General features: G+C 71.9%; 17 protein-coding genes and 5 pseudogenes. 13 read left to right on the forward strand and 9 right to left on the reverse strand.

Going from position 1 to position 21,566, the window contains the following annotated elements:
• Positions 1 to 345 precede the first annotated feature (345 nt).
• The gene (locus BJF83_RS25055; RefSeq protein ID WP_075928265.1) at positions 346 to 1,440 is read left to right on the forward strand and encodes a methyltransferase domain-containing protein; all 1,095 of its coding nucleotides are present in this window, start codon (positions 346 to 348) and stop codon (positions 1,438 to 1,440) included.
• Positions 1,441 to 1,626: 186 nt separating this feature from the next.
• Positions 1,627 to 1,950 carry a hypothetical protein gene (locus tag BJF83_RS25060; RefSeq protein WP_075928353.1) on the forward strand — a complete coding sequence of 108 codons (324 nt, stop codon included), beginning with the start codon at positions 1,627 to 1,629 and terminating at the stop codon, positions 1,948 to 1,950.
• A gap of 111 nt (positions 1,951 to 2,061) precedes the next feature.
• Here the strand turns inward: BJF83_RS25060 and BJF83_RS25065 are convergent.
• Positions 2,062 to 4,268: pseudogene (locus BJF83_RS25065) on the reverse strand (PrsW family intramembrane metalloprotease).
• A 160-nt stretch (positions 4,269 to 4,428) separates the two neighbouring features.
• A pseudogene (locus tag BJF83_RS25070) lies at positions 4,429 to 5,660 on the reverse strand (methyltransferase).
• Between BJF83_RS25070 and BJF83_RS30140 the strand changes: the two are divergent.
• The 3 genes and pseudogenes from BJF83_RS30140 (at position 5,541) to BJF83_RS25080 (ending at position 7,211) form a co-directional block, all read left to right on the forward strand.
• The gene (locus BJF83_RS30140; protein WP_262391900.1) at positions 5,541 to 5,807 is read left to right on the forward strand and encodes a hypothetical protein; all 267 of its coding nucleotides are present in this window, start codon (positions 5,541 to 5,543) and stop codon (positions 5,805 to 5,807) included. The pseudogene BJF83_RS25070 and the gene BJF83_RS30140 sit on opposite strands and share 120 nt — an antisense overlap.
• 242 nt (positions 5,808 to 6,049) lie before the next feature.
• Positions 6,050 to 6,682, forward strand: a pseudogene (locus tag BJF83_RS25075) (TetR/AcrR family transcriptional regulator); the annotation flags it as partial.
• Positions 6,683 to 6,725: 43 nt separating this feature from the next.
• Positions 6,726 to 7,211 carry an NUDIX hydrolase gene (locus BJF83_RS25080; RefSeq protein WP_075928266.1) on the forward strand — a complete coding sequence of 162 codons (486 nt, stop codon included), beginning with the start codon at positions 6,726 to 6,728 and terminating at the stop codon, positions 7,209 to 7,211.
• A 2-nt stretch (positions 7,212 to 7,213) separates the two neighbouring features.
• Here BJF83_RS25080 and BJF83_RS25085 read toward each other — a convergent pair.
• The 3 genes and pseudogenes from BJF83_RS25085 to BJF83_RS25095 form a co-directional block, all read right to left on the reverse strand.
• Positions 7,214 to 8,711: pseudogene (locus BJF83_RS25085) on the reverse strand (NAD(P)H-hydrate dehydratase).
• 221 nt (positions 8,712 to 8,932) lie between these two features.
• Positions 8,933 to 9,688, reverse strand: a complete 756-nt coding sequence (locus tag BJF83_RS25090) for a DUF4352 domain-containing protein (protein ID WP_075928268.1) — start codon at positions 9,686 to 9,688, stop codon at positions 8,933 to 8,935.
• A 291-nt stretch (positions 9,689 to 9,979) separates the two neighbouring features.
• Complete coding sequence (locus tag BJF83_RS25095) at positions 9,980 to 10,633, reverse strand: DUF4352 domain-containing protein (RefSeq protein WP_083678704.1); 654 nt, start codon at positions 10,631 to 10,633, stop codon at positions 9,980 to 9,982.
• 263 nt (positions 10,634 to 10,896) lie between these two features.
• On the opposite strand from BJF83_RS25095, the gene BJF83_RS25100 reads away from it, so the two are divergent.
• The 8 genes and pseudogenes from BJF83_RS25100 (at position 10,897) to BJF83_RS25135 (ending at position 16,565) form a co-directional block, all read left to right on the forward strand.
• Entirely contained in the window at positions 10,897 to 11,259 is a 363-nt protein-coding gene (locus BJF83_RS25100) for a hypothetical protein (protein ID WP_075928355.1), read from the forward strand.
• On the forward strand, positions 11,252 to 11,698 hold the full coding sequence (locus BJF83_RS25105; RefSeq protein ID WP_075928269.1) for a hypothetical protein: 447 nt from the start codon (positions 11,252 to 11,254) through the stop codon (positions 11,696 to 11,698). The genes BJF83_RS25100 and BJF83_RS25105 overlap by 8 nt, the downstream gene beginning before the upstream one ends.
• Positions 11,699 to 11,783: 85 nt before the next feature.
• Positions 11,784 to 12,643: pseudogene (locus tag BJF83_RS25110) on the forward strand (sulfurtransferase).
• Positions 12,644 to 12,806: 163 nt separating this feature from the next.
• Positions 12,807 to 13,412, forward strand: a complete 606-nt coding sequence (locus BJF83_RS25115) for a DUF4178 domain-containing protein (RefSeq protein WP_075928270.1) — start codon at positions 12,807 to 12,809, stop codon at positions 13,410 to 13,412.
• A 7-nt stretch (positions 13,413 to 13,419) separates the two neighbouring features.
• On the forward strand, positions 13,420 to 13,932 hold the full coding sequence (locus BJF83_RS25120; protein WP_075928271.1) for a DUF2617 family protein: 513 nt from the start codon (positions 13,420 to 13,422) through the stop codon (positions 13,930 to 13,932).
• A gap of 199 nt (positions 13,933 to 14,131) precedes the next feature.
• On the forward strand, positions 14,132 to 14,422 hold the full coding sequence (locus BJF83_RS25125) for a hypothetical protein (protein WP_075928272.1): 291 nt from the start codon (positions 14,132 to 14,134) through the stop codon (positions 14,420 to 14,422).
• Positions 14,423 to 14,500: 78 nt separating this feature from the next.
• Positions 14,501 to 14,929, forward strand: a complete 429-nt coding sequence (locus BJF83_RS25130) for a DUF350 domain-containing protein (RefSeq protein WP_075928273.1) — start codon at positions 14,501 to 14,503, stop codon at positions 14,927 to 14,929.
• Between the two features lie 70 nt (positions 14,930 to 14,999).
• Positions 15,000 to 16,565 carry a polyamine aminopropyltransferase gene (locus tag BJF83_RS25135; RefSeq protein ID WP_075928274.1) on the forward strand — a complete coding sequence of 522 codons (1,566 nt, stop codon included), beginning with the start codon at positions 15,000 to 15,002 and terminating at the stop codon, positions 16,563 to 16,565.
• A gap of 322 nt (positions 16,566 to 16,887) precedes the next feature.
• On the opposite strand, the gene BJF83_RS25140 is transcribed toward BJF83_RS25135, so the two are convergent.
• From BJF83_RS25140 to BJF83_RS25155, 4 genes are all read right to left on the reverse strand, one after another.
• The gene (locus BJF83_RS25140) at positions 16,888 to 18,312 is read right to left on the reverse strand and encodes an FAD-binding oxidoreductase (RefSeq protein WP_075928275.1); all 1,425 of its coding nucleotides are present in this window, start codon (positions 18,310 to 18,312) and stop codon (positions 16,888 to 16,890) included.
• 211 nt (positions 18,313 to 18,523) lie between these two features.
• Positions 18,524 to 19,387: an ABC transporter permease gene (locus BJF83_RS25145; protein WP_394329386.1), complete on the reverse strand. Its 864-nt coding sequence runs from the start codon at positions 19,385 to 19,387 to the stop codon at positions 18,524 to 18,526.
• Positions 19,384 to 20,238 (reverse strand): ABC transporter permease, encoded by an 855-nt coding sequence (locus tag BJF83_RS25150; RefSeq protein WP_075928276.1) that lies wholly within the window; start codon positions 20,236 to 20,238, stop codon positions 19,384 to 19,386. The genes BJF83_RS25145 and BJF83_RS25150 overlap by 4 nt, the downstream gene beginning before the upstream one ends.
• A 5-nt stretch (positions 20,239 to 20,243) precedes the next feature.
• Positions 20,244 to 21,512 carry a PotD/PotF family extracellular solute-binding protein gene (locus tag BJF83_RS25155; protein ID WP_187347218.1) on the reverse strand — a complete coding sequence of 423 codons (1,269 nt, stop codon included), beginning with the start codon at positions 21,510 to 21,512 and terminating at the stop codon, positions 20,244 to 20,246.
• Positions 21,513 to 21,566 lie beyond the last annotated feature (54 nt).

Here is a 21,566-nt window from a genome sequence, read left to right on the forward strand (position 1 = left end):
TGGACCAGGGCGGCAGAGGGGCCCCAGCGAGATCGGTCCCGGGTCACATCCCGGGGGTTAGTGCGGTTGTGAAGTTACACCACTCCAAGGGACATGACCTGCAATCTCGTGAAACTTCATTGAGTGCCGAAGGACAACGCTCGTAGCGTCGGTGTCACCTCCCGGCACAGGACACGTCGTACTATCCGCTAGCTCCGACTGGGAACCTATGCCGTCGCACACCAGCCCAGACGAAAGGGCACCCATGGCACCAATCACCCCTTGTACGAACACAACGCCCCGTATGGAAGGACAAAGAACCCATGCAATGCCCGCTGTGCAGCGGGACGGGGAAGGTGTGATGGCGTGACCGACCTCGACCGCGCCCACTCCGCCCTGACCGATCGGCTGGACACCACCGACGCCATCCGCACCGCGTTCTCGGCCCACCCGCGTCACGCGTACATCTCCGACGTGATCTGGCCCAGCGTGGTCGGTGCGCCGCTGAACCGCGCCGACGATCCGGATGGATGGGCGCGCGCCGTCTACAGCGACGACTACGTCACCACTCAGGCCAACGACGGCGACGACGGTCCGATGAACACTCCCACGTCGTCGTCCTCCGCGCCCCAGCTCATGGCGGACATGATCGAGGCGGCCGGGGTCGGGCCGGGCATGCGCGTGCTGGAGATCGGCACCGGAAGCGCGTGGAACGCTGCGATCCTCGCCTCCCTCGTCGGTCCCGAGGGGTCGGTGACGAGCGTGGAGATCGACCCCGGCGTCGCCGCGCACGCCCGGTCCCGGCTCAAGGCAACCAACGTGGAGGTGGTCACCGGCACCATCCCGGACGGGTCCGAGGTCTTCGACGCCCTCATCGCCACGTGCGCGGTCCAGCGCGTCCCCCGGGAGTGGGTGGAACGGGTCGGCCCCGACGCCCGGCTGGTGATCCCCTGGGCTCCGTACCGCGAGGGTGGTCCCACACCCGTCGCCGCCCTGCGCAGGACGGGGCCGGGCACCGCCAGCGGCCCGTTGACGCGTGACGCCTCGTTCATGCGCGACCGCCGACAACGCGGGGCGCGACAGCGGTTCCCCGGCACCGGCGAGGAAGCGACCAGTAGGTCAACCTTCCCCGAGGGGTCGAGGGACCTCCTCGACAACGACCGCCTGACCCGCCTCGTGCTCACCTGCCCGGGGCTGTACATCGCCGTGGGAGGCCGCCCTTGGAGAAACGGTGCCGCACCGGTCGTCGCCCTGGGCGAGAGCGACGACTGGGCGCATATCTGGCCGGACGGTTCGGTCACGCGTCACGGCACCGGAGCTCTGACCACCTTCACGGAGGCGTACACGATGTTGGAGGACGCGGGTTGGCCCGGCCTGGAATCCTTCACCCTGGAAGTGGACGCGGAGAGCGGCGTCCACACCGTCCGCTCCAGCCTGGGCACGTGCAAACACCCGGTGTAGGAACCACACGCCGCGTGGCCCGAGGCCACCGACCCGACATCCTTGGAGAACACCGTTGAGCAAACCGCGCATCCTGCTGACCGGACAGAGCATCGCGTGGGCCGCTGACGTCCGGGCCGAACAGTGAACCAGGACGCGGCGGCGGGCGTCTCCCCCTCAGAACGCACATCGCCCGATCGGAACACCATGAGCCCCAGCCGCCTCATCCCCGCAGCCCTCCTCGCCGCTCTGGCCCTCACCGGGTGCGGCGGCGCCGAACCCACCGCCGAGAACGCCGCAGCCGAGTGCGAGAACTACATCGAGCATGTGATGGAGTCACCGGGCGACATCGACTTCGACGACTCCCCGGAGGTCACCCTGACCGCCGAGGACCCGTGGGAGTACGAGGTCGTCGGCAGCGCCGGGCCGGAGAGCGGCTCCGGTACGGCAGGGCGCACCGAGTACACGTGCATCGCCGTCAACAACTCCGGCGACTGGCACGTGGTGGATCTGCGAGCCGACGAGCGGTAGCGGGGAACGGCAGACATACCCGGGGTCCGGGGTTCTGCGTCTTCGCTTCCAGCGCTGCCGCGTCGTTCTCTGTGAGAGTCGGCTCTGTCGTGGTGCGGGGGGCTCGATCCGTCACCGCACCAGCAGCCGGTTGACCTTCTGGGGCAGCGCCAGTCCGACCAGGCCCACCAGCGCGTACCCCACCTGCCCCGGCGCGAGCATCCCCAGCACGACCCCCGTGTTGGCCCCGGGCGCGCGCAGGAACTCCCTCATCCGCGGATGCGCGTAGGGCACACCGTCCCCCGACACCAGCAGCGTCCCCACCGCGACCAGCGCCAGCGCCGCCCACACGGTCCCGGCCGCGTCGAGTCCGCCCAGCCACGTCTGCGCCCGGTCGAGCGCCAGCAGCGCGTACGCCGCGCGGTCCGCTCCCGCCGCCACCTCTGCTCCGCTCGCCACGGCCGACACCCCGGCCACCACCGGCAGCGCCGCGAACAACGCGCCCGCCGACCGGGCCCCGGTCACACCCCCGGTCGCCGACAGCCCCAGCCGCGCGGCCAGGTCGTGCGCGTTCCTCGTCAGATCCTCCTGCGCCGGGTACCGCCGCCAAGCCCGCCCCTCCGACCGGGCCTCCCCCATCGCGTTCGCCCGCCGCCAGCGCAGGAACCGCCACGTGTCGCAGAGCGCGGCCGGCCCCCGCCGGGCGGCGATCACGGACACGGCCAGTTCGTGTGCGATCGACGACGCCGTCGTGGCGAGTGTGACGGGCAGGTCCACCCATGAGAGCGCGACGCGTCGGAACAGCGGCGCGATGTCGGCGGGGACCCGCACGCGCATCGCGATCGACCTCCCCCACGCCCGCCGCCGCAGCCCCGCCAGCGGCGGCTGTCCGGGCAGTGCCGGGGTGCTCTCCGCGGCCGTGACGATCATCCGGTAGTCCATGGCGACCGCGCACACCAATGCCAGGAACAGCAGCCACGGGGTGAGCACCCCGCCGCCGAGCAGGCCGTGGACGATGCCCGTGGCCGGGTGCAGGGCGGCCCCGGCGAGCACCGCGTTGAGGTTGAGGTGGTCCAGGAGCGCGACCGTCAGCGCCACGGGAGGCAGCAGCCACAGCCATCCGCCGTAGCGCCGTCCGACGATCGCCAGGCCGAGGACGGCCCCGACCAGACCGGTGGTGACGGCGTGTCCGGCGAACACGGCGAGCACGGTCCCGTCCGGGGTGGTGACCGTGGTGCCACCTGGCAGGAGGAACCCGTCGTCGGCGGACAGGTCGGCTGCCCCGAGGGAGGCGCCGGTGAGCACACGTTCGGCCAGTTGGAAACCGGCCCCGGAGGCGGCGGCCAACAGTAGAAGATCGACGGCGGCCAGGCGGCGGGCCCGCCGGTGGGCGACCAGCGCGAACAGCAGCAGCGGGGTGAGCTTGCCGAGCTCCTCGACGGGGACGGCGACATAGGTGTAGCCGACCACGCCGTAGGGCTGCGCCCCCAGGAGCCGGACGAGGGCGGACTCGGCTGCGGCGATCGGCCAGAGCAGGGCCGCGCCGACTGCGGTCATCCGCAGCAGGTCGGCGAAGGAGACCGTGCGGGATCGGGCGAGCAGGCCAGCTGGACGAGCAGAAGGACGGTGGCGGCCAGGGCCGGGACCGTGGCGTCCAGGCCGGGGACGGCCAGGGGCGCGGCGAGCAGTACGACGACCATCGCCCACCCCCATGCCCCGCGCAGGGCACGCAGGGCGCGGACGGTGCGCGGCGAGCGCCGTCGGGCCAGATCGAACGCCCGCGCGACGCGTTCGGCCAGGTCGGGCCCGGGTCCCCGGGGCGTCTTGGTGTGTCGGGCGCCGGGGTCGACGCAGCGGTACAGCTGGGCGGCGCGGGACAGCTGGGAGCCGCCGTCGGCCTTCGCGCGGGCGGCGAAGGCGTCGCGCGCCTGGGGGATGTCGGCGCCCACGAGTTCGCGGACGAAGTCGGCGGGCCCCGCCGCGACGGTGAGTTCGTCGGCCGCGACGAGCACGGCGGCGGAGAAGTCCTCGACACAGACGAGGAAGTCGGTGGGGTACGGCCCCCAGCCACGGATGAGGTCGATGAGGGTGTCGGTGTCGAGCGGGACCTCGGTGACCGGTTCGTAGGAGAACTCGGCGCGCGTGCGGCAGACCAGGAGCCGCGCGACGCCCATGGCCCTGCCCGCGTCGACGATCGCGCGGATGAGGTTGCGGTCGCGCGGCACGACGAACGGAGTCGTGACCTTGCCTCCGGCCCGGATCCAGTGCGGGTCGAACGCCGTGGCTCCGGCACAGACGCGCAGCACGAGGTCGCGCGCGAGCATGGCCTGTTCTTCCATGGGGGTCCTTGAGCCGTACCGGGAGCGGTCCGGGCCGTCCAGGGGCGGGGCGACCCGGACCGAGCATAACGGCGCTGTGGGTGGGGCGTGTCACACGCCCTCTCACCGTGGGAGACGCCGTCGCGACACCCCGTGCGCCGGTCCGTCCCGCCCACAACGCTCAGGCGGGACGCGCGGCACGGGCGGCGGGTGACGCCTCGGCCGGGTGGGGCCTGCGGGCGGGGCGCGGCCCCGCGCCAAGGGCGTCCCCGCACAGCTGGACGAGGTGCCGGAGACCGGGCAGGTCGATCGTCCACCCCAGCAGCGCCCAGCCGAGGTTGAGGTGCTCCATCCCCCTGGCCAGCGCGGCGATGCCACTCCACCGCTGCCCGTCCGGCGTCTCGTAGGTGAGGCGGTACAGCACGTCGGGGTGCTCGGCGGCGGGGCGGATGTCGAGCGCGATCGGCGCGCGGGCGGTGAACCAGCGGGCGAGGGTCAGGCACAGCGCGCAGTTCGCGTCGACGTGGAGCACACCCCGCGTGCGCCCCGGCCAGGGGCGCCACCGGGGCAGCCAGGGCGGGACCCGCGACCGGTAGGCGGTCCAGTCCTCCCCGAAGCGCTCACGCAGCTGCGCGCCCTCGTGCCACTCGGCCAACCCGACCGCGTAGACCACGGTCGCGACGGCCAGGAGCAGGAACAGCGGTTCCCGCAGCAGCAGGGCGAGGAGGACGTAGAGGAGGGCCGTCGAGGTCTGCATCGGGTTGCGCACGAACGCGTACGGCCCGCTGGTGACCAGGCGGCTCGGCGGGTCGCAGGGAAGCGGCGTGCCCCCTCCGACCCGCGCGAACTCCCGGGCTGCGGCCAGCGCGGGCAGCCCCACGGCGAAGAGGAGCTGCACGGCCGTGAAGGCCTCCGCCGCCGTCATGTCCCGCCCCAGGGCCACGAGCGGCCCGCCCATCAGGAGCCCGCCCGCGAGGGTGGCCTGGGCCCACATCCGGGCGTGGACCCACTGGCCCTCCCTCGTCCAGTAGGCGAGCAGCAGCGCGGGGATGAGGCACACGGTGGCCCCGACGATCTCGCCGGCCATCCACCGGTCGTCCAGGACGACGACGGGCTCGGCCAGGGGCATGAGGACGACGTCGGCCCAGACCAGCACGAAGGAGAGCAGCGGCACCGGGAGCAGGCGCAGCAGGAGGGCGGGGAGCGCTCCCCACAGCAGGACCCAGGCGAGCATGAGGTCCACGGGCATCCCCCACCACACCGCGCCCTCGGCGTGGAAGGCCCACCATCCGTGTGCAGCGCGTACAGGTTGAGCGGCACGAGGGTCAGCACGGCCCAGGCGCTGGCCACGATCATCGCGGCGGTCTCGCGCTGTCGGGGCGCGCGCCACAGGCACAGTCCGGCGAGCGCCAGGGCGGGGAACGCCAGGCCCAGTCCGCGCACGAGGCTCGCGGGGAGATCGGCGGTCATCAGCGGTCCTCCTCCCCGGTCGCGGCGGAGGCGAAGGTGTCCGCGAGGTACGCGGCGGCCAGGGCGATCAGCGCCGGGAGGCCGACGTAGAGGAACGCGGTCTGGTCCAGGCCGCCCCAGCTCGTGACGCGCAGGAAGGTGAAGGCGGCGAAGATCGCGGCGACGGCCCCGACGAGGATCCAGCGCTCACGGCTGATCCGGCGCGTGCCGGGGGTTCAGGGGGTTCGGACACCACGACGCACACTCCATCTGTCGGACACGCGATTAAACCAAGTGCTTTAATCAGATGATTAAACCGTATGATGAACCCGTCCCCGAACACAAGGAGGGTCATGGCCAAGGGCGGCGGACGCAGATCGAGCGAGGAGACCAAGGAGCGGCTCCTGGCCGCGGCCGGCGAGGTCCTGCGGGAGGAGGGGTACGCGGGAGCGTCGGCGCGGGCGATCGCGACGCGCGCGGAGGCCAACTCGGCGCTGGTCTTCTACCATTTCGGCGGCGTCGACCAGCTGCTCCTGGCCGCCCTCGACCGGTCGAGCGCCGAACGCCTGGCGATGTACCGCGAGCTGACCGCCGGCGCCCGCACCCTGGAGGAGCTTGTGGCGGCGGCGACCCGGATCTACCGGACCGACCTGGAACGCGGCTACATCGCCGAGTTCTCCGAGCTGGTGGCGGCCGCCGTGACCAAGCCGGAGCTGCGCCGGGAGATCAAGGAGCGCGCCGAGCCGTGGATCGCCTTCATCGAGCAGGAGTGGGAGCGGGTGCTCGGTGGGTCGCCCCTGGCCAGGCTGGTGCCCGCGCGTGAGGTCGCCTACGGGGCGATCACCTTCTACCTGGGGGTGAACCTGTTCTCGGTGCTCGACGAGGACCACTCCCGCACCGAAGCGGTGTTCGATCTGGCCACACGGCTGGCCCCGCGCGCCAAGCTCCTCACGCTCCGGCTGCCCCAGCGCGATCGGCGCGATCGGCGCGGTGGCGACGTAGCTTCGCCGAGGACACCGAGGAGGATTCGTGAACGACATCGAGGTGGCGCCCGGGATCGAGTTCCCGGACACGGCCGACGGACGGACGTGGGTCGCCGGCGCGGTGATCGCCGACCCCCGGGGCAGGGTGTTCGCGCAACGCCGCTCCCCCACGCGCACGGTGTTCCCGCACTGCTGGGACATCGTCGGCGGCCACGTCGAACAGGGCGAGAGCATGTTGGAGGGGCTGGCCCGCGAGGTGGCGGAGGAGACCGGCTGGCGCCTGACCGAGGTGCTCGCCGAGTTGTTCGCCCTCGACTGGGACCCCGGCGACGGCGTCACGCGCCGCGAGATCGACTACCTCGTGCGGGTCGAAGGGGACCTCTCCGCGCCCCGGCTGGAACCCGACAAGCACACCGAGTACCTGTGGGTGGACGACTCGACCGTCCACGTGCTGCGCGACGAGCGCGACCCGGGCGACTACTTCATCACCGACATCGTCCAGCGCGGCCTGGACGCCGCGCGCACCGACTGACGTCAGCCGGTCCCGCGCGCCTCGGCGACCGCCAAGGGCAGGCCGTCCAGCAGATCAGTCGCGCTGACCGGCGCACCGCCGCGTGCCAGCACCGCCGCCCGCCCGTGCAGGTAGGCGCCGCACACAGCGGCCTCGTAGGCGGGCAGTCCGCTGGCCAGCAGCGCGCCGATCGCCCCCGCCAGCACGTCGCCGGACCCGGCCGTGGCCAGCAACGGCGTGCCCGTCGGATTGGCGACGGCGGGCAGGCCCGGCTGCGTGACGACGGTGGTCGACCCCTTGAGCAGGACCGTGCAGTCGAACTCTTCGGCGAGCCGGCGCGCGTGCTCCAGGCGGCGGGCCTCGATGTCGGACCGGTCGGCGCCGGGCAGGAGACGGGCGAGCTCACCGGCGTGCGGGGTGAGGAGCGTGTGCGCGGTGCGCTCCCGCAGGGTCTGGGCCAGGGACGCGCCCCCGTTCCCGCTGAGCAGGGTGAGGGCGTCGGCGTCGACGAGCAGGGGGCAGTCGCTGTCCAGGACCGCGCGGAGTTCGTCGGCGTTGGCCGGGTGCGTTCCCCGGCCCGGCCCGATGACCAGGGCGCAGACACGTCCGGGACCGAGTCTGGTGCTGCTCTGGGGGTCGAGGCCGACGGCGACCGTCTCCGGCCAGCGGGCGAGCACCTGGTCGACGGCGGCGCTCGCGCCCCCGTAACGGACCATCCCGACGCCCGTGCGCAGCGCACCGCCGACGGTGAGGACGGCGGCGCCCCGGTACCGGTCGGATCCCGCGCGGACGGCGAGCAGGCCGCGGCGGTACTTGTCGGACTCCGTGCCCGGCGTCGGCAGGAGCGCGGCGATGTCCACGGCTTGTGGGCGGATCAGGTCGGGACCGCCCAGCTCCGGGGCCAGACCGATGTCCACGAGGTGCACCCGCCCGGCACGATCGGCGCCGGGGTCGACGCAGAGTCCGGGCTTGAGGGCGCCGAAGGTGACGGTGAGGTCGGCGCGCACGGCGTGTCCGGGCACCTCTCCTGTGTCGGCGTCCACCCCGCTGGGCACGTCGACGGCGACGACGGGCGCGGGCGCGTTCTCGGCGAGCACGGCCAGCGTTGCGTGGGGTTCCCGGAGTCCGCCGCGCCCACCGATACCCAGCATCCCGTCGATGATGAGGTCGGCGTCGAACAGCTCCCCGCCGTCGTTGGGGTCGCCCTTGAAGGCACGGGCCCGGCCGCCCGCCGAGCGCAGGGCCGCCAGTCCGCCCTCATGGGCGCGCGGCCCCGCGAGCAGGGCGTGCACGGCGGCTCCGCGCCTGGCCAGCAGGGCGCCCGCGTAGAGGGCGTCGCCGCCGTTGTCCCCGCTGCCGACCAGCAGCAGCACGCGCGATCCGTACACCCGGGGCAGCGCTCTGGCGCACTCCGCCGCGAGCCCGGTCGCGGCACGGCGCATGAGCGCGCCCTCGGGCAGGCGGGCCATGAGGCCGCGCTCAGCCTCGCGGACGGCGCGAACGGGTGTGTGCGGACCGCACGGGGCACCTCCTGGTGTGAACGGTTCGCCGCCCTCGGGGCGGGTCGGGTGGAACGTGCACCATCGTGCCCTACGCACGGCCGGGCGTGCCCCCACCGCCACACCCGTGATCGCACCCGGCCCGTCTTCCGCTCGCCCACCGGCGGTCACCGTACGGCCACCGGACGCGCGGAGCCGCGGCGCGGCCGGGCCCGACGCGTCCCCTCACCGCGTCCGACGCCGTCACCGCACGTCCGCGACGATGGGCTCCCTCTCGCCGATCAGGTCGCCCAGCTCCACCTGGACGATCTCGACCTCGCCGACGACCGCGATCTGACCCGAGGTCGAGCCGCCGGGCGCGATCGACCCCGCCGTGATCGGCTCGATGTCCGCGAAGAGCGTGTCGGCCCAGTCGTTGACGGCCGAGCCGTCGCTGAGCGTCATGGTGAAGTAGATGGGGTTGACCTCGATCGACTCGCTGGAGTCGTTGACGATCTCGACGTCCACGACCGTGTAGACAGCGGATCCGTCCAGGGCGTCCCCGGTCGTGCCCGCGTCGGTGGCCGTCATGGTGACCCCCTGGACGGCCGCGGGTTCCTCAGCCGGGGCGGACGCCGCCGGAGCCTCCTCCCCCGCGGAGGGCTGGGCGACGGGGGCCTCGGGGGAGACCGACCCGCCGTAGAAAAGGTTCGCGGCGATGGCGATGACCAGGACGACGATGACGATGAGGCCCGCCGAGCCCCCGATCGCGAGCGCGACCTTCCCGCCGGTGGACATCCCCTGCCTGGGCGGCGGGCCGTACAGGGGGTCGCCCGGGGGCGGGGGCGCGTACCCGGGCTCACCGTAGTACGGCGCGCCCTGGCGCGGATCCCCGTACCGCGGCCCGCCGTGGTGGGCGTCCCCGTACCGCGCCCCGAACCGCGGCTCGCCCGGCGCGGACCCGTGGTCGCGGGGATCGTGCGGCTGCTGCGGACCCGACTGATGGTGCGGGTGGGACATGGACGCGCTCCGATGAGGGGAAAGGGACCCGGGTGCGGCGGCGAGGGGGTGCCGTGTGCCGCGTGGTGACCCGTGGAACGGGTGCGTCTGGACCCTATCCAACGCCCCTCCCCAACGGTCGCGAACGCGGCACCCCGATGCCGGAACCCACCCGCCGGAGCGCGGGAGACCGGGACAAGCGTCCTCCCGCGCGCGGATCGTCCCCGTCGCGCGGGGATCCGGTGCGCCGCGGTGCCGGGGAGCGCGAGCCGTGCCGGGGCCGAGGTGTCCGTCCGGCCCCGGCGCCCGGGGTCACTCGACGTCGGCGACGACCGGGTCCCCTCCCATCACGCCGTGCGCCTCGCTGAACTCCACCTGGACGATGGTGACCTCGCCCTCGGCGGCGAGCTGCCCCGAGGCCCTGTTCCCGGGCCGTACCGTCACCATGCCGAAGGCGTCGATGTCGGCGCTGTAGGTGTCCATCGCGCTCACGGTCAGGCCGTCGTCCAGGATCAGGGTGAAGTACACCGGGTTGACGGTGATCGACTCGTCGGAGTCGTTGACGATCTCGACGTCCACCACCGTGTAGACGGTGCCGTCCAGGAGGTCGTCGGCGGTGCCCGCGTTCGTGGCCGTGAGGACGATGTCGCCCTCTCCGTCGCCTTCCCCTGTCCCCTCCGTCTCGCCCGCATCGGGCTGCGCGGCGCCCTCGGCGTCGGTCTCCACCACGGCCCGCCCAGGTTCCTGGTCGGTCTGGTCGGGCTGCTGGGCGGACGCGGTGCCGTCGTCACCGGTGACGGCGTTCACGATCGCGATGAGGAGCACCACGATGGTCATGAACGCGAGGAGGCCGCCGGCGCTGAGGGCGATACGGCCTCCGGTGGACATGCCCCGCCTGACCGGCCGGTCGGCCGGAGAGTCGTACGGGGGTTCCTGGGGGTCCGACTGGTACTCGGGATAGGACATGGGGGCGCTCCAGTGGGGGACTGAGCAGACAGCAGAGCGGGTGTGCCGTGCTGGGCCGCGCACCCTGGGTAGGGGTACGCCTCCAAGGAAGATATCCGAAACGGTGCCGGAGGGTCGTCGTCCGGTTCGCACGAGTTCGCTCCCACCGTACCGGCGTGCCCGGGGCCGGGTCAGGGCGGTCGGGCACGAGTACTACGCTGTGTCGTTGACGGCGGACCGCTGACATGGGCGGACGCCCGGACGCGAGCGTGAGCGGAGGCGCCGTGGTCGACTGGCTGACCATGACGATTCAGATGGCGTCGCTGGCGATGGCCGGCTGGTGCCTCGTCTCGACCTTCCGTGACCAGCCCATGCTGGTCCCCCACCTGGTCGGCATGGGTGTCCTGTGGCTTCTGGTGATCGGTCAGGCCGTCGCCTCCGCCGCGGCCGTGGTCGGCGGAGACCGCCCCGCCGAGGCGGCCATGTTCGTGTCCTACCTGGCCACCGTGGTCCTCCTGCCGCCCGCCTGCGCGGTCTGGGGGTTCATGGAACGCAGCAAGTGGGGTCCGGCCGTCATCGCCTTCGCCTGCCTGGTTCTGGCGGTGCTCATGGTCCGTCTCGAACAGCTCTGGAACCCCGTTGCCTGACACAGCGACTCCCGCCGACAGGACACTGCGCACCGGCCCCGGGCGGCTGTTGGTCGCGGTGTACTCCGTGTTCGCCCTGGCCGCGACCGCGCGCGGCTCCTACCAGCTCGCCACGAGGTTCGGCGAGGCCCCGCTCGCCTACGCGCTGTCGGTGGCCGCCGGGGCGGTCTACCTGGTCGCCGCCGTGGGCCTGGCCCGTGCCGGGCGCGTGTCCCGCACGGTGGCGCTGGCCGCGTGCGGCGTCGAACTGGCCGGTGTGCTCCTGGTCGGCTCGCTCAGCGTGTTCGTCCCCGGTCTGCTGCCGGACGACACGGTGTGGTCCCGCTTCGGTTCGGGCTACGTGTTCGTCCCCCTGGTCCTTCCGGTGCTCGGCCTGTGGTGGATCCTGCGCGTGCACCGGACGGACCGCGACCGGCCCGGCGCCGGCGACCGCACCTGACCGGCCCGACGACCGCAGCCTCCCACCGCCCCCGTTCCCGCGAGCGCCCGTGTGTCGCGGCCCCGCGGGTCCTAGGCTGGCGGCCATGTCCGACGAACCCTTGTCCCTCCCGGTGGCCGTGTCCGCCGACTGGCTCCGCGACCACCTCGACGACGTGGTCGTCGTCGACTCCCGCTGGTACCTCGACGGCCGCTCCGGGCGCGAGGCCTACCGCTCCGGGCACCTGCCCGGAGCGGTGTTCACCGACGTCGACGCCGATCTGGCCGAACCGCCCAGCCCCGAGGGCGGTCGCCACCCCCTCCCCTCACCGACCGACTTCGCCGCCGCGCTCGGCCGCCTGGGCATCGGCGACCACGACGTCGTGGTGGTCTACGATGACGCGCACGGGTCCGTCGCCGCCCGTCTCGTGTGGATGCTGCGCGTCCTCGGCACCCCCGCCGCGTTCCTGGACGGCGGTCTGCGCACGTGGACCGGCGACCTGGAGAAGGGCGACGCTTCGCGCGCGCCGGCCCACCGCACCCCGCGGGCGTGGCCCGCCGACCGGGTCGTGCACACCCCGACGGTCGCCGCCGAGATCGGCGACCCGGCGCGCCTGCTCCTGGACGCCCGCGTGTACGGCCGCTACACCGGCGAGGAACCCGCCCCCGTCGACGCCCGGCCCGGGCACGTGCCCGCGCCCGCAGCGCAGAGTGGCCCGCCAACCTGGACGGCGACGGGTTCCTGTCCAGCCCCGGCGTCCTGCGCGCGCGCTTCGCCGCGCTCGGGGCCGACTCCGCCGCCACCGTCACCGCCTACTGCGGATCCGGCGTCACCGCCTGTCACGACCTCCTGGCGTTGGAGCACGCCGGGTACGCCGACACGCGGCTCTACCCCGGATCGTGGAGCCGCTGGGGGGCCGACGAAAGCCTGCCCACCGAGACCGGGGATCCTCACGGCTCCCGATAGTCTTCCCACGTCACCGGCCGGCCGTCCGCGAGATCCCCTCCGGGCGGCCTTCTTCCTGACCGATTCCGGACAGGGACGAAACCGGGCGGCCGTGGAACGCGTCAGACGGGGGACGCCCGCGGGCGCCGTTGACAGCCACCCCGCCACAGCGAAGCGAGGAACCTTGACCACCCAACTCCTGCTGCTGCTCGCCGTGCTCGTCGTCGGCGTCGTGATCGGCGTCGTGATCGTGTCGAACCGCGCGAAGAAGAACGAGAACGTGAGGGCCCAGACGCCGCCCACGCCGCGGGACCCGTTCGCCAACGAGGGCGACACCACCGGCGACCCCCGCACGCTCAAGGCTGGCGACATGCTCGACTGGGGGCACGAGCGCACCTGGATCCGCGGCTCCCTGCGCCTGTCCGAGGGCGGCTACACCTGGTCGGAGCACTTCCTGGAGGTCGACGGCGGCAAGCGCTGGCTGTCCGTGGAGGAGGACCCGGACCTGGAGCTGGTCCTGTGGACCGGCCGTCCCGACACCGAACTGACCCCCCACGCCAAGACCCTGCGGTTCGAGGGCGTCACCTACCGCCTGGAGGAGAAGGGCACCGGCTCCTACCGTTCCGAGGGCACCACGGGCCTGCGCGCCCAGGGCGGTCTGGACTACGCCGACTACGAGTCCGACACCGGCCAACTGCTCTCCTTCGAGCGGTTCGACCACGGTGGTTGGGAGGCCGCCACCGGTCAGAAGATCCTCCCCGGCAGCTTCACGATCTACCCCGGGAGCTGAGCCGGGCGTGCGTGCGAGCATCGGCACGCCCTTCGTCGACACGAGGGCCGACGACCTGGTCTGGACCCTGAGCCGCCCGCCGGTCGAGGCCCTCGCCGTCCGCACGGTCGAACGGCCGGGCCTGCGCGTGCGGCTGAGTGTCCTGGGCGCCTCCCACCAGGTCGTCGTGGAGCGGGACCCCGACGACGGGAGCGATCCCCTCGTCGAGACGGTCGCGTGCCTGCCCGGCTTCACCGGCGGGCTGCCCGGCATCGCCGACCTGCCCTCGTGGGGACACGGCGACTACCGGTTCGCGTCGACCGTGGAGACGCTCGACCCGGGCGACCTGGCCCGTCGGATCGACCTCCTGCGCGAGGAGGTGGCCGACTCCCCCGGCGGCCTGTACGTCACCTTCCCCGGCGACCCGCTCGCCGTGACCGCGCTGCACCTGAACCCCGAGGCGCCACTGGGCTGGAGGACCTGGCACGCCTACCCCCAGAGCGGCGAACTGGTGTCGACGACGACGTCCGTCACTCCCTGACCGCGGAGTCCGCGCATGCCCCCACCACCGGCCGCGCCCCGGCCGCGAGACCCGCCGCGACCTCCGGCTACGGCGAGTAGGTCCCGCGCCAGGACCAGTACCCTGCGAAGTCGGGGGGCGGGCGCCCTCCGACACGTGTGTCCGCGCCCGACTGGCGCGACGGCCCCGAACACCCCCCACCCGTGAGGAGATCCCGTCCATGGACGCCCACGACTCCGACCACACCGCCAGGAACACCTGGATCACCATTTTGGCGATCGTCGGCTTCATCGTCGTGATCCTGGTTCTGGTCAGCGCATGCGACAACGGCACGACCGACTACTGCCCCGACGACGACTACGTGTCCGATCCGTCCTACGACGACGACGTGTGCGAGGGCGACTCCCACTCCGGCGGAGGGTTCTTCTTCTTCGGAATCGGAGGCGGCGGTTCGAACAGCGGCGGCAGCGGCAGCGACTTCCGCGGCGGCGGCTCCGGGTTCGGCAAGTAGTAACGAGTACCCTTCGGGCACGTCAGGGCACACGTCCCCAACGAACGACCCCCTCCCCCAACCTCGCAGGCAAGGATCATGAACGACCTTCTCCTCAACTCCCTGTCCGCTCTCGCCTACGGGGGCGTCGGCGTCGCCGTCCTCATCGCGGGCTACCTCGTCGTCGACCTGCTCACCCCGGGCAAGCTGCACACGCTGATCTGGGAGGAGCGCAACGGCAACGCCGTCCTGCTGGTGTCGGCCAACACGCTGGGCACGGCCATCGTCGTGGTCTCCGCGATCCTCAGCAGCGAGTCCGAGGCGGGCCTGGGCGCCGGGCTGCTCTCCACGGCGGTCTACGGCGCGATCGGCCTCGCCGCCATGGCACTGGCCTTCGTCCTCATCGACGTCGTCACCCCGGTCAAGATCGCCCGGATGATCAGCAACGCGGAACCGCACCCGGCCACCTGGGTCAGCGCCACCGCGCACGTGGCGATCGCCCTGGTGATCGCGGCCTCTCTCACCTGAGGACCGAGGACCACCACCCGGGCCGACCCCGGAATCCGGTCGGCCACCCCGCAGAGTGAGGCATGTTCCGTTGACCGAGACCTCCACCAGACCCTCGACCAGACTGCCGGTCCCGCCCCGCGTGGCGCGGTTCCTGGTGCTGACGGCGGTGTTCGTCTGCGCCGCGTGCGGTCTGGTCTACGAGTTGGCGCTGGTGGCGATCGGCAGCTACCTGCTCGGCGACACCATCACCCAGGCCTCCGTGGTGCTGTCGGTGATGGTGTTCGCCATGGGGGTCGGCTCGCTGCTGTCAAAGCGGCTCCAGGGCAACCCGGCGCTGTCGTTCGCGGTCGTGGAGGGGTTGCTGTCGCTGGTCGGCGGCCTGTCGGTCCTGCTGCTGTACGGGGCGTTCGCCTGGTTCTCCGCCTACCAGCCCGCGCTGGTCCTGCTCGCGTTCGTCATCGGCGCGCTGATCGGTGTGGAGATCCCGCTGTTGATGACGCTCATCCAGCGGATCCGCAAACAGGACGCCTCCGAGGCGGTCGCCGACCTGTTCGCGGCGGACTACGTCGGCGGTCTCCTCGGCGGACTGGCCTTCCCCTTCCTGCTGCTCCCCCTCCTGGGCCTGCCCAAGGGCTCCGTCACGGTCGGCGCGCTCAACGCCGTGGTGGGGGTGGCGGTCGTGCTGTGGCTGTTCCGCTCCCAACTGGGCAGACGCGCGTACGCGGCGCTGACCTGCGGGCTGATCGTGGTCCTGGGGGCGCTCGGACTGGCCTTCGCCTACGCCGACCAGTTCGAGGTCGACGCGCGCCAAGCCCTGTACCGCGATCCGATCGTGCACGCCGAGCGGTCGGAGTACCAGGAGATCGTGCTCACGCGGTCCCTGGACGGCGACGACGTGCGGATGTTCCTGAACGGGTCGCTCCAGTTCTCGTCCCTGGACGAGTACCGCTACCACGAGTCGCTGATCCACCCGGTGATGGACGGGCCCCGCGCGGACGTACTCGTGCTGGGCGGCGGCGACGGCCTTGCCCTGCGGGAGATCCTGGCCTACGACGACGTGTCCTCGGTGACCGTCGTCGACCTCGACCCGGCCGTCGTGGAACTGGCGTCCACCGACCCCGTGATCAGCGACCTCAACGGGGACTCGTTCGAGGACCCTCGCGTGCGGGTGGTGCACACCGACGCCTTCCGTTGGCTCCGGGAGAACGGGCGGGAGTTCGACGCGGTGGTCGCCGACCTTCCGGACGGGGACGACGTCGGCACCTCGAAGCTGTACTCCGCGGAGTTCTACGCGCTGGTCGCCGAGGCCCTCCCCGAGAACGGCCGGCTCGTCGTGCAGGCCGGGTCGCCGTTCTTCGCACCGGAGGCGTTCTGGAGCGTGGGCCACACCCTGGAGGAGGCCGGGCTGGCGGCCACCCCGTACAACGTGGACGTGCCCTCGTTCGGAAACTGGGGGTTCTACCTAGCCACCACGGGTGGGGCGCCGGCCCCGGCCCTGCCCGACGACGCGCCGCCGCTGCGCTTCCTCGACGACGACCTGCTCGCCGCCGCGCTCGTGTTCCCACGGGACCGGCGCGACCCCGGTGTGGAGGCGTCCACCCTGATGCGGCCGAGCGTGATCGAGTACCACCAGGGCGCCTGGCGCGGGTACTGACGCGGCGGCGCCGTGCCCGGAACCCCCTTCGGGCTCCGGGCCCTCGAACGCCGGCACCGCGCGGCCTGGGAACTCGGGCCGGTGGGCGGCCACGCGGTGGACCTGATCGGGCGGACTCCGCCATCGTGCCCCAAGGGGTGCGATTGGGGGGCAACGCCACGCCGCACCGCGTACCGCCCGGGACAACCCTGACCCGGCCTTACCCGTTCCTTTCCGGCAGGGCGCCGGACACGGAGCCGGGGTCGCGATCCACACCGGTGCCGAGGGCCCTCGCGCTGAGTGTCAGGCGGGACGGATGTCACCGACCTCCATGGTCGAGACACTAGCTGTCGAAACCCAGACCCATCGCGTCCAGGGCCCGCAGCCAGAGGTTCCTCCTGCCGTCGTTCCGGTCGGCGGCGGCCGTCGCGCGCAGCGTCAGCCCGATGCCCAGCGAGCGCACCGGCTCCGGCGGGAACGGCAGCGGCTTCTCCCGCACCATCCGCAGCCGCGTGCGTTCGGTGTCCAGTCCGTCGAGCCTGTCGAGCATCACCTGCGCGCCGAAGCGCGTCGCCCCCACCCCCAGGCCCGTGTACCCGACGGCGTAGGCCAGCCGCCCCCTGTACGCGGTGCCGAAGAACCCGGAGAACCGGCTGCACGTGTCGATCACCCCACCCCAGGTGTGCGTGAACCGCACGCCCTCCAGCTGCGGGAAGTTCTCGAAGAAGTGCTCCGCCAGCTTCTGGAAGGTCTCCGGCCGCTGGTCGTGCTCCGGGCGCACCGCGCCCCCGTAGTGGTGCACGACGTCGTACCCACCCCACAGGATCCGGTTGTCCGCGGTCAGCCGGTAGTAGTGGAAGAAGTTCGACGCGTCGCTCAGGCCCTGGCGTGCCTTCCACCCGATCGACGCCATCTGCTCGTCGCTCAGCGGTTCGGTCATCAGCGCGTAGTCGTACACGGGGGCGAGGTAGTGCCTCAGTCGGCGCAGCGGACCCGGGAAGGCTCCCGTGCCCCAGGCGACCTTCGGGGCGTGCAGCGCTCCCCCGCTCGTCTCCAGCCGCAGCCCGACGTGCGTGGACCGGATCGCGCGCACCGGCGTGTCCTCGAAGATCCGCACGCCCAACTCCAGGCACGCGGCCCGCAGGCCCCACGCCAGCTTGGCCGGGTGAATCATGGCGACCGCGTCGGGTTCGTGCAGCGCGCCGACGTAGGTGGGCGAGTCCACCTCCTGGCGCATCCGCTCGGCGTCCCACACCTGGGCCCGGTACCCCAGCGCGTGCAGGGCCGCCGCCGACTCCTCGAATCCCTCCGCCTGCCACGGCGCCGTGGCGGCGAGGATCTCCCCGGTGCGCTCGAACTCGCACTCGATCCCGTACCGCCGAACCGCCTCCTCGATCCCGTCGAGGTTGGCACGTCCCTGCCGCTCCAGCTCGGCGATCTCCTCGGGCCAGCGCTCGGCCCCGTTGTCGTACCCGTGCGTGAGGCTGGCCGCACAGAATCCGCCGTTGCGCCCGGAGGCGGCCCATCCGGCGGTTCTGGCCTCCACCAGCGCCACGTCTCGCCCCGGGTCGCGTTCCTTGGCGATGAGCGCGGTCCACAGTCCGCTGAACCCGCCACCGACCACGACGAGGTCAGCGTGCACGTCACCGGTCAGGGGCGGCGCCGGCTCGGGCAGGTCGTGGCCCTCGATCTCCGGATCCAGCCAGAAGACCTTCGGGCGAGCGTTCTTCAGCGCTCTCTCCGCTCGCGCGGTCGCTCCGTCGGCCATGGGTTATCACTCCGTCTGTCGATGACCGTGTCCGCCGACCGCCGGCGGGCACGGGTCCCCGGTCTGGGGAGGGGAGGAGGTCCGGCGCCGTCGGCGCCGGTCCGTCTCCCCGACCGCGCGTGCGACGCACTCGGGATCCGGGATCTTCGAATGTGACCACGGCGGGGGTCCTCTGTCGGGGCGGGCGTCCCCGCGGGCGCGCCCGCCCCGCTCACCGCTTGCGCCGGCTGTTGATCACGTTGACCACCGCCAGGGTCACACCCACCAGGAACAGCAGTGTGCCCATCACGTTGACCTGCGGCGGGATGCCCACGCGGGTGGCGCCCCAGATCCACAACGGGAAGGTCGTCACGTCACCGCTGACGAACGAGGTGATGATGTAGTCGTCGATGGACAGCGCGAAGGCCAGCAGCCCGCCCGACATCACCGCGGGGAACAGCAGCGGGAGCGTCACCAGGCGGAACGTGGTGAACGGCCCGGCGCCCAGGTCGCGCGCGGCCTCCTCCATGCGCGGGTCCAGCGTGATCACGCGTGCCCGCACCGTGATGGCCACGAAGGACACACAGAACATCACGTGCGACACGACGGTCGTCCAGTAGCCCGTCGTCACGTTCATCATGAGGAACGTGGACAGCAGGGCGGCGCCGACGACCACCTCGGGCGCGCTGATCGCCGAGAACATCACCAGGTTGGTGAGCTGCTTGCCCCGGAAGGTGTAGCGGCCCAGCGCCAGTCCGAGCAGGGTGCCCAGCGCGCCGGAGATCACCATCGTCAGGAGCGCGATGGACACCGAGTTGAACATCGCCTGGTTCAGGTCCGGGTAGGCCAGGGCGTCCTGGTACCAGCGGAACGTGAACCCCTGCCAGGTGATGTTGTGCCGCCCGGCCGGGTCGTTGAAGCTGAACGCGACCATGAACAGGATCGGCAGGAACAGCCACGCCAGGACCGCGATCGTGTAGACGCGGCCCCAGTCGGTCCGCCGTCGCGCACGCGCGGGCCGCGTTCCGCCGGCGGCCCCGGGACCGCCCGGGACGGCCCCTCCGGACACCGTGGGTGTGTCGACACCGGTGCTCACGTGTGCACCTCCATGACCCTTTCGGTTCCCAGGGCCCGCGCGTAGCTGAAGATGCCGACCAGCAGCAGCCCCATGAGGACGAAGGTGATCGCCGAGGCGATCGGGTAGTTGTTGTTGACCAGGTACTGGGTCTGGATGACGTTGCCGATCATCGTGTTGTGCGTGCCGCCCAGGACCGACGAGTTGATGTAGTCGGAGCTGGTCGGGATGAAGGTCATCAGCACTCCGGCGAACACACCGGGCAGCGACACCGGCAGGATCACCCTGAGGAACGCCTGGATCCGGCCCGCGTACAGGTCGTGGGCCGCCTCGACGATCCGTGCGTCCATCCGTTCCAGGACCGCGTAGATCGGCAGGACCATGAACGGCAGGAAGTTGTAGGCCAGGCCCAGGATGACCGCGGGCGAGGAGTTGAGCACCGCCAGGTCGGCCGGGATCAGCCCGATCGACTTCAGCGGGCCCAGCAGGACGCCGTTGTCGGCGAGCAGGAACCGCCACGAGATGGTCCGCAGCACGAACGACACGAAGAACGGGAGCAGGATCAGCAGCAGGTACGTGGACTTGTGCGTCCCGCCCCGGAAGGCGATCCAGTAGGCCATCGGGTAGCCGATGACGACGCACAGCACGGTCGCGCAGGCCCCGTAGAACAGGGAGCGGACGATCTGCTCCCAGTACGTGGAGACGGCGTCGACGTAGTTGCCCACCTCGAAGGACTGCTGGAAACCGGTGATCACGTCGCCGGTGGTCAGCGACAGCGACAGCATCCCGCCGATGGGGACGACGAAGAACAGGGCCAGCCAGACCCATGCTGGCAGGACCAGCACGTACGGCGTGTACTCGCGGTTGCTCATGGCGCTCAGCTCTGCGTGACGGCGTGGAAGAGCGAGGCGAACTCGTCCTGTTCGGCGGCGGGCGTGTTCACGTAGTTGTGCAGCCGCTGGTACTCCTCCTCCGTCGGGAACACGAGCGGGCTCTCGGCCATCTCGGCCAGGGCCTGACCACGTTCGGTGCCGCTCTCGGAGGCGGCCCACTCGGCGATGACCTCCTGCACGTAGGGGATCGGCGTGATGTAGGCGATGTACTCCGTGAGTCCGGCGTTGATCTCCGGCTCGTACAGGAAGTTCATCAGCTCGATCGCGTCGACCGGCGCCTGCGAGGTGAAGGGGATCATCATGCAGTCCGTCCAGAGCGTGGCGCCCTCCTCGGGGACGACGAACTTGAGGTTCGTCCCCTCCTCGGCGTTCTGCTGGTAGATGTCGCCGGAGAAGGCCATGGTCATCCACAGGTCGCCGTTGGTCAGCGGCTGGATGAAGTCCTGCTGGTAGTAGGCGCGCACGATCCCGGCGTCGCGCTGCTCGCGCAACGCCTCGGCGGCCGCCTCCCAGTCCTGCGGGGTCGAGTCGGCCGGGTTGACTCCGTTGCGGAGCAGCCCGAAGTTGGCGATCTCCTGGGCGTCGGACATCATCCCGACCTTGCCCGCGAACTCCGGGTCCCACAGGTCGGCGATGCTCGTGATCTCCCGGTCGACGAACTCCGGGTTGTAGGCGATGCCGGTGATGCCCGAGGCGTAGGGGACCGTGTAGCGGTTGCCCGGGTCGTAGGTGGTGTTCTTGTAGGCCTCGCCCGCGTACTCCGTGAAGTTGGGCAGCCGGGTGTGGTCCAACTGCACGAGGTAGCCCAGCTCGATGAGCTTGGCCAGTTCGAAGCCGTTGGGCAGGACGAACATGTCGTAGCCGGTGTCGTCGCCGTTGGCCAGCTTGGGTTGGATCTGCCCGAAGAACGGCGCCGCCTCCTGCACGTCCTCCTTGTACACCACCTCGGTGCCGGTGGACTCGGTGAACTGCAGGAGCTGCGTGCGGTCCGAGTCCATGTACAGCGGCCAGTTGGCGAACCGCAGGGAACCGGTCCGCTCCTTGCCCTCCCAGAAGTCGGCGTCCTGCGCGGGATCGCGCTGCTGGCCCTGCACGCCGCAGGCGGAGAGGGCGAGCGCCGCCGCGGCGAGGCCGCTCGCCTGGAGGGTGCCCCGGCGGGTGATGCCGGGCGTGGCGAGTGAGCCGCGCCGTCGGCGGCGGGCGAGTCCGCGCTGGAGGGAAGGATCGGGCGTCGGGCGTGAGCGGTGGTTCATGTCGTCTGTTCCCTGCTTCTGGTCGGGGGATGCGGCTGTGGTGACCCGGTGGAC

It is taken from the genome of Nocardiopsis sp. CNR-923 (assembly GCF_001942255.1).
In the GTDB taxonomy this organism is placed as follows: domain Bacteria; phylum Actinomycetota; class Actinomycetes; order Streptosporangiales; family Streptosporangiaceae; genus Nocardiopsis.